The organism is Lysinibacillus capsici (assembly GCF_003367505.1).
Taxonomy (GTDB): domain Bacteria; phylum Bacillota; class Bacilli; order Bacillales_A; family Planococcaceae; genus Lysinibacillus; species Lysinibacillus capsici.
In genome coordinates, this window is record NZ_PXXX01000019.1 from 250,777 (window position 1) to 258,815 (window position 8,039).

8 protein-coding genes are annotated in these 8,039 nt (G+C 37.5%); all 8 read left to right on the forward strand.

Annotation, left to right across the window (positions count from 1 at the left end):
* Nucleotides 1-18: 18 nt before the first annotated feature.
* The 8 genes from ftsE to C7B89_RS18455 all read left to right on the forward strand — a co-directional run bounded on the left by ftsE (nt 19) and on the right by C7B89_RS18455 (nt 7,999).
* Nucleotides 19-705, forward strand: coding sequence for a cell division ATP-binding protein FtsE (gene ftsE / locus C7B89_RS18415; protein ID WP_016991524.1), 687 nt, complete (start codon nt 19-21; stop codon nt 703-705).
* Nucleotides 695-1,579, forward strand: coding sequence for a permease-like cell division protein FtsX (gene ftsX, locus C7B89_RS18420; protein ID WP_004227513.1), 885 nt, complete (start codon nt 695-697; stop codon nt 1,577-1,579). The genes ftsE and ftsX overlap by 11 nt, the downstream gene beginning before the upstream one ends.
* Before the next feature lie 53 nt (nt 1,580-1,632).
* Nucleotides 1,633-2,940 carry a murein hydrolase activator EnvC family protein gene (locus tag C7B89_RS18425; protein ID WP_048392050.1) on the forward strand — a complete coding sequence of 436 codons (1,308 nt, stop codon included), beginning with the start codon at nt 1,633-1,635 and terminating at the stop codon, nt 2,938-2,940.
* 653 nt (nt 2,941-3,593) lie between these two features.
* Nucleotides 3,594-4,226 carry a hypothetical protein gene (locus C7B89_RS18435; RefSeq protein ID WP_066036283.1) on the forward strand — a complete coding sequence of 211 codons (633 nt, stop codon included), beginning with the start codon at nt 3,594-3,596 and terminating at the stop codon, nt 4,224-4,226.
* The gene (locus C7B89_RS18440; RefSeq protein WP_115674276.1) at nt 4,223-4,810 is read left to right on the forward strand and encodes a redoxin domain-containing protein; all 588 of its coding nucleotides are present in this window, start codon (nt 4,223-4,225) and stop codon (nt 4,808-4,810) included. The genes C7B89_RS18435 and C7B89_RS18440 overlap by 4 nt, the downstream gene beginning before the upstream one ends.
* A gap of 221 nt (nt 4,811-5,031) precedes the next feature.
* Nucleotides 5,032-6,474: a S41 family peptidase gene (locus C7B89_RS18445; RefSeq protein WP_048392047.1), complete on the forward strand. Its 1,443-nt coding sequence runs from the start codon at nt 5,032-5,034 to the stop codon at nt 6,472-6,474.
* 122 nt (nt 6,475-6,596) lie between these two features.
* Nucleotides 6,597-7,778 carry a PDZ domain-containing protein gene (locus C7B89_RS18450; protein WP_115674277.1) on the forward strand — a complete coding sequence of 394 codons (1,182 nt, stop codon included), beginning with the start codon at nt 6,597-6,599 and terminating at the stop codon, nt 7,776-7,778.
* The gene (locus tag C7B89_RS18455; protein WP_004227503.1) at nt 7,778-7,999 is read left to right on the forward strand and encodes a DUF2198 family protein; all 222 of its coding nucleotides are present in this window, start codon (nt 7,778-7,780) and stop codon (nt 7,997-7,999) included. The genes C7B89_RS18450 and C7B89_RS18455 overlap by 1 nt, the downstream gene beginning before the upstream one ends.
* Nucleotides 8,000-8,039: the final 40 nt, after the last annotated feature.

An 8,039-nucleotide genomic window follows, 5' to 3' on the forward strand; every position in this document is an offset into this window, starting at 1 on the left:
GTTTTAGGTGGTTTAATCATGATAGAAATGAAAAATGTGACAAAGAAATACCCAAACGGTGTTGTTGCGACAAATGGTATTTCCGTTAATATAAAGCAAGGCGAATTTGTGTATGTAGTTGGCCCAAGTGGGGCAGGGAAATCCACATTTATTAAATTGATGTACCGTGAAGAAAAAGCAACATCAGGACAAATAATTGTAAATGGTATTGATTTAGCAACTTTAAAGAATAAGAAGGTCCCTTTTTTGCGCCGTCAACTTGGTGTAGTTTTCCAAGATTTCAAATTGCTACCTCGTTTGAATGTCTATGAGAATGTAGCGTTTGCGCTTGAAGTAATAGAGGAAAAGCCAGATGAAATCCGACGTCGGGTTATGGAAGTGCTAGAACTAGTTGGATTGAAGCATAAAGCAAGAATGTTTCCAAATGAACTTTCAGGAGGAGAGCAGCAACGAGTATCGATTGCTCGTTCAATCGTCAATGTCCCAAAAGTGGTGATTGCAGATGAACCTACAGGGAATCTTGACCCTGAAACATCATGGGAAATTATGAATTTATTTGAGGAAATTAATGCACGTGGGACAACGATTGTAATGGCAACCCACAACCGTGAAATTGTAAATACGATTCGACGTCGTGTTATTGCAATTGAAGGCGGCTTAATTGTCCGTGATGAACACGGAGGTGAATACGGCTATGAAATTTAGTACAGTAAAGCGCCACTTCCGGGAAAGTATCAAATCACTTGGTCGAAATAGCTGGATGACCATTGCCTCTGTCAGTGCCGTTACCGTTACGCTCATTCTAGTAGGTGTTTTTGCGCTTATTATGATGAATTTAAATAAAGTAGCAACGGATTTAGAAAATGATGTCGAAATTAAAGTGTTAATTGATGAAACAGCAGATGAAGCTGCTGAAAAAGCACTCATCGAAAAAGTCAAAAAATTGCCTGGTGTCTCCGAGATGACGTATTCCACTAAGGAAGATGAGTTAACCAAGCTAGTAAAAGACTTCGGTGATGATTTTAAACTATTTGAACAAAGTAACCCTTTACGTAACGTTATTTATGTAAAAGCTGCTGATCCACAGCAAACAGCAAAAGTTGCGAAAACCATTGATAAATATGAGTATACATATGATGTAATGTATGGCGAAGGAAAAGTTGAAAAACTATTTAACTTCTTAAATATTAGTCGTAATGTAGGAATCGTACTTATTTTAGGGTTATTATTTACGGCAATTTTCTTAATTTCGAATACAATTCGTATAACGATTATAGCTCGACGTGATGAAATAGAAATTATGAAACTTGTAGGGGCTACAAATTCATTCGTGCGTATCCCATTCTTATTAGAAGGTATGTGGCTTGGAATTTTAGGTTCAATTATTCCGATTGCGGTTGTCACGACCCTTTACCACAATATATATAAAATTATTGCACCACGTTTACAAGGAGAGCTTGTTCAATTACTAGATTTTTCTCCACTTGTGTATCAGGTAAGCGGTCTTCTGTTACTCATTGGTGTACTGATCGGTATTTGGGGAAGTTTCATGTCAGTACGTAAGTTTTTAAAAATTTAGTCACAACGGATATTTGTGAAAAAGAAAAGAATAGTCGAAGGGGAGTTCAATCGGTGAAAAGTAAGGCGAAAAACATATTAAAAACACTTGCAGCAGCATCTGCTCTAATTCTTTTTATCCAAACTCCATCAGCATATGCAACAAGTTTATCGGATTTAAAAGAAGAAAAGAAACAAGTTGAAACAAAGAAGAATCAGTTAAATTCATCTATCAGCAATAAATCAAATGCAATTACAGCTAATCAAGAAAAGCAACAACAAATCTTAGATCAAATTCAAGCATTGAACGCTGAAATCGACAAAACTAATAGTAATATTAAAAAAGTACAAGCAGATATTCGGGCAACAAATGAGGAAATTAAAAAGTTAGAAGCTTCTATTGAAGAGCTTTTGCATAAAATTGAAGAGCGCGATTTATTGTTACAAGAACGTGCACGTGCCATTCAAGCTGGGGGCTCTGTAAGTTATTTAGATGTTTTGCTAGGCTCTAATAGTTTTGTAGACTTTATTGATCGTTTCTCTGCAGTTAATGCATTATTGGAAGCGGATCGTCAAATTATTCAAGATCAAAAAGATGATAAACAAAAATTAGAAGAGCAAAAGCAAAGTGTAGAAGAGAAACGTAAAAACCTAGAAGGTAAAAAAGCTGAGCTTGAACGATTAAAAGCATCATTAGACAGTCAAAAAACTGAGAAAAATAAACTAGTAGACCAATTAGAAAAAGAGCAAGAAAAGCTGAAATCAGAAAAGGTATTACTTGAAAAAGAATACTCAGAGGCTTTGGAAGTAAGTCAGGAATTGCAAGATCAAATTATTGCTGAACAAAATCGTTTGGCTGAAATTGCACGTCAGCAAGAGGCAAAACGTAAAGCAGCCGCCGCGGCCGCGGCAGCAGCTGCTGCTAACAATGGTGGCGGATCATCTGGTGGTACAGTCCATGCGCCTCAATCAAACGGAACTTGGATAAAACCAACGAACGGTCGCTTAACATCACCATATGGTTGGCGAAATCTTGGAGCAGGTCCTGAATTCCATTATGGTGTCGACCTTGCAAATGCAACGGGAACACCAATATGGGCAGCAGCAGATGGCGTTGTTTCTTACGCAGCACCACTTAGTTCGTATGGTAATGTTGTCATTGTAACGCACTCTATCGATGGACAAATTTACACAACCGTTTATGCACATTTAAGTGCATTTAATGTTAGTGTAGGACAAGAAGTAACACAAGGTCAGCAAATTGCAGCCATGGGTAGTACAGGTCGCTCTACTGGCCCACACTTACACTTTGAAGTGCATATTGGTCCTTGGAAAGGACAAGCAGTCGGCAGTGTAAATCCACTGAAATATATTCCATTGTAAACATAAAAGCTATACACTAGCGTTTTCTAGTGTATAGCTTTTAATATTTCATCGAATGTTTCACCATTCACCAACTTATAGGTTTGCCCATTAATAGCCAATAAGCCATTTTTGCAGAACAGTATTTTTAATGTATGGTCAAAATAAGTAAGATCCAATTGAAAGACAACATCAGCTTTTTTGTTATTTAATAAGGTTGTTTTTAATTCCAAAGTACTTAAGTCTAAACGCAAACATCTAATCGTGGATTTTCACGATTGATAATGGCAAAGCTTTTATTGGTACCATTGTCAACTTCCTAAATCGTTATCTTATTTACTATTTCTAGAAGATCTTTATTAAGTAAAAAATCTTGTAGTAAATTCTTTGTTCGATACTCTGAGTACAGCATCAGAACACTAATACTAAGACAAATAGCAGCAATCCATAGTATAAGTCGCTTTGAAAGCATAACTCCTCCCCTTTTCTCATTTTACGAAATATTCCATTGAAAGTTTCATCGCTATTATAAGATTCTAAATAATGTTATGATGAATATATACTTAGTGGGGTATTTTTATTGTTGTTATTTCTGAAGATTTTCTTAAAACAGTGTGAAATAGTCTTTTTTTAAAAAGGTTCTATGCTATGCTTTCGGAGGAGGATTCGTTGAATTGATAAATACAGAGTGGTACTCAATCCGAACATTAACTTTACCAGCTACTGCAGTCGCTTTACTTATTACTTTTTTTATTGTGTGGCTTATCTTGCGCTTACAATTTTCTAAAAAGTGGTCTGAGCTATATAGTGATGCCATTTTCACCTTTATTATTGTTTGGAAGTTAAGTTTGCTTGTAACAGATTTCAAAACGGTAGTAAACAATCCAATTACATTGCTTTATTTTAATGGCGGAACAATGGGTGTTCTTCTCGGTGTCATTGTAGCATCTTTGCAAATATGGAGAAAGCGACAGAGTCTACAGCTTGAGGAACAAGAGATGATAGCTGGTAACTGGGCTATTATTCTCACGCAATCCATTTATCAAATGCTTGCTGTGCTATTTAATGACAACAACACATCGAGTGAAGTTATAACATTAGCTGTGCTAAGTGTAGTCACGCTCGTCATATTATGGAGATTAATAGCGGTGAAACAAGCTCTCATACTCTATACAATTAGCTATTTGATAGTGGCTATCTTCCAGCCGCTTGGTATAGGGCAAACAGCTGTGGCTGTCAGTGTAATACTACTTTGTTTGGGCTTAACTATTCAGCATGAACGAATCAATGAGGGAGGTAAGAAATGAAAAAAAATATTGGACTGCTGATCGTTGTGCTATTAGTGGTTGCGATGATTGGTACATATGTAAAACAACAAATTGACGAAGAACGTGCTATTGATAAATCGGCCCTAGGTAAGGATATGGAGGAGCTAGAAACCGGCTTAAGCAAAGGGGATATACCGCCTGATTTCACCTTAACAAGCTTAGACGGGGAAGATATCACGTTAAGCGATCTTCGTGGAAAAAAAGTCGTTTTAAATTTCTGGGCGACATGGTGCCCACCTTGTAAGGCGGAAATGCCTCATATGCAAAGCTTCTATGATGAGTATGCAAAAGAGAAAAACGTTGAAATTATAGCGGTCAATTTAACAGAAGCCGAACGTGATGTGACCGATGATGCCAAAGTGGACACAGTGATGACATTTAGAGATAGCTTTGAGCTAACGTTCCCTATTTTATTGGACCCTGACAATGAAGCTGGCTTGAATTATCAAGTCATCACGATTCCAACCACTTATTTTATTGATTCCAAGGGCCTCATTCAACGCGCCATCAGAGGACCAATGGACGTGGATATGTTAAATGATTATGTAGATGCACTAGATTGATTTATAAAAAATCTGCTCGTTTTCTATAGTGGAAACAAGCAGATTTTTTTATTTTTCATGAAATCAAGATGAATACTCGCGGGAACCAAGGTATATCCGTGCGAATCAACAGCCAACATCCATGTGTAAAGTGAAATATTCTCTCTTAACAAATTTGAAAGGTAATTTTGTATGTTTGAAAAAATAGAGTCATACAGTAAAAGAGACGGAGGAGGGAAGATTTGCGCAAATTAACAGCCGGTGTCGGAGTCCTACTTAGTAGTTTGGTGGTGGGCAGTGGTATTTACTTTGATTGGTTTAATATTGGCGATAAAAAGGAGCCTGTTACGGAGGTTGATACTATTGGTGAGGCTATGACAATCATTGAAGAAAAATCAGTATACAGTACAAAAAAGGATGAATTAGTGGAAGGGGCTCTTCGTGGGATGGCTGATGCCATTAAAGATCCTTATAGTACGTATTACTCCAAGGAAGAGGCTGAGCAACATCGGCAAATGCTAGCTGAGGAACGAGTAGGCATTGGTATTGAACTAACCGAAAATAAAGGGAAGTTTATTGTTGTGTCACCTGTTCGCTCATCACCAGCAGAGAAAGCAGGCATGCGTTCACTCGATGAAATTGTACAAGTTGATGGGGTACGGATTGATGGGAAAACGATGAGTGAATTAATGCATTTAATTCAAGGTGAAAAGGGAACGAAAGTAACCATTGTTGTCTATCGTCCAAGTGAAGATAAGCATATTAAGATGACGATGGAGCGTGCAGCAATTTCCAATAAAACGGTAACTAGTGAGGTAGTGAAGGTAGAAGATACAGCTATTGGCTATGTAGTGATCTCATTATTCGGTGAAAAAACCGCCAATGAATGGGTGGCAGAAACGAGTAAATTACTTCGTAAAGATGTGGAAGGAATTGTGATCGATGTACGGGATAATCCAGGTGGTTATTTACATAGCGTCGCAGCGCTACTGAGCACAGTATTGGACAATGGCAAAGTATTTGCATATATGCAAAATGCGGAAGGTGCTATGGAACCATTAAAAACGCAAACAAAAGGCTTTGATGAAAAATATATAGAAACGATGAATAAAATTCCAATTGTTGTTTTGCAAAATCAAGGTAGTGCATCTGCTAGTGAAGTATTGAGCGGAGCTTTAAAAGGCTGGGGACGCGCTTCACTTGTTGGGGTTAAGAGCTTTGGAAAAGGGACTGTACAAGAATCTTGGGAGCTTTCCAATGGCGGCGAGCTTAAATTATCAACCAACAAATGGCTTACACCAAAACGTGAATGGATTCATGGGCAGGGCATTGAAGCTAGTTTAATGATTGAGCAAAATGAATTATTTGCTTTTCAACTTCATCCACTAACAGGTAAGTTTAAAGTGGGTGATATGAGTGAAGAGATTTCCTATTCACAAAACGCCTTGCAGAAACTAGGCTATCAAATCGATCGTTTAGATGGCTATATGGATGAAACGACCGCAGAGGCCGTTAATCTTTATCGTAAACAGAAAAAATTAAAGCTAGCAGAAGATGAATTTTATATGGACACGACTTTCTTTAATAGTTTAAACGAAACGTTAAAGGATTTTAAAGCCGATCGTCAAAATGACCAACAATTCCAAATGGCCACTAGTTTTTTACTGCATACGATTGACCAATAAAACTCGCAGACAGAACAAAAATACCATAATACAAAGCTTTCTATGAGTTTGTACTACGCAAGCGTGTAGTCCTTTGATACAATAAATTCATAGTATTCAAGATAGAAATGGCGGGTGTTCGTATGGTTAGTGAGATATTAATAGAGATTGTAACAGCGATTGGCCGCTTTTTACTCAACCCATTACTATATATAGTCATAATATTTGCTATTATTTTAGGTTATCGTCGAGTAAAACAGGAGCGTAAATATTTTAATAGACGTATTATTTGGGGCTGGACGGAGCTAATCGGACAATGGAAAGATGGGTGGCTCTATGCACTAATTATTTCTATCATTAGTATTGGAGCAGGTCTAACTGTCCCAAAGGAATTTTTAATCATTTTAACGGCAGTTTCTATAGTAGCACTTATCTTATTTGTCATGAATGCAATGTCGCCTATTTTGACAATGGGGATTGCCACACTTGCCATATGGGGTATGTCCTATTACAATTGGTCATTTTCCTGGTGGAAAATTTCAGTAGAGGATGTCCATTTAGAGAGTGGCGCAATTGTGACAATTACCATTCTTGCGGGCCTTTGTGTTATTGCAGAAGGGCTATTAATTCGACGTATGGCGATGAAGGTTACAACACCTTGTATTGAGAAAACGAAGCGGGGTATGCAGGCAATTGTCTATCGGTCAAAAAATGTATGGGTATTACCTATTTTCTTTGTTATTCCTGGCGATGCGATTTCGGCCATATTCCCATATTGGCCACAGTTTACGATAGGTCATAGTAGCTTTGCACTTGTGTTATTTCCACTTGTCATTGGCTTTACTAAACTGACAAGAAAGGAATTACCAGCTTATATGTATCCAAAAATTGGCCGACCTGTCTTTTTACTAGGACAGCTTATTTTAATAGGAGGATTGGCTGCATATTTTGAGCCAGTGATTGGCTTCATTACACTTGCTGTTGGTGTAATTATCCGCATTATAATTGCTATCTACTTTGCACAACAGGAAAAAACAGATCATTATGCAGTTGCGCCAAGTACGAAGGGGGCTATTATTGCAGCCGTTCTTCCTGATTCACCTGCTGAGAAGATGGGCTTACTTGCAGGAGAATGTATCCGCAAAGTAAATGGTGTGTCAATTTTTACAGAAAATGAGTTATATGAAGCACTGCAATTAAATGCAGCTCATTGTCGTCTAGAGGTTTTAGACCGAAACAATGAATTACGTTTAACACAACATGTGATTTATAGCAATGATCATTACCGTATTGGATTATTATTAGCTGAGCCGAGGGAAGTATAATGGACGTTTTTGGGAAAATGATGCTAGCATTATTCATACCAGCTTTATTGGTATTACTATTCACTAGAATTACTTATAACCGCTATGTTGCATTATTATTAGCCATTGCACTTATTGCTGCCTCTGTATATGCAGGCTATACATCCCCACCTATTATTTTCGTTATCGATGCATTTTCATTAACAGTAGGCTTTTGGCTAGCAAGTAAAATGAATAAATAAGGAAAGGTCAGTCCAGGCAATAAACTGTACCCTATAAGAT

Coding starts and splice junctions, on each gene's coding strand:
- ftsX (WP_004227513.1), top strand. CDS start 695: ATGAAATTTAGTACAGTAAAGCGCCACTTCCGGGAAAGTATCAAATCA.
- C7B89_RS18440 (WP_115674276.1), top strand. CDS start 4,223: ATGAAAAAAAATATTGGACTGCTGATCGTTGTGCTATTAGTGGTTGCG.
- C7B89_RS18450 (WP_115674277.1), top strand. CDS start 6,597: ATGGTTAGTGAGATATTAATAGAGATTGTAACAGCGATTGGCCGCTTT.
- C7B89_RS18455 (WP_004227503.1), top strand. CDS start 7,778: ATGGACGTTTTTGGGAAAATGATGCTAGCATTATTCATACCAGCTTTA.
- ftsE (WP_016991524.1), top strand. CDS start 19: ATGATAGAAATGAAAAATGTGACAAAGAAATACCCAAACGGTGTTGTT.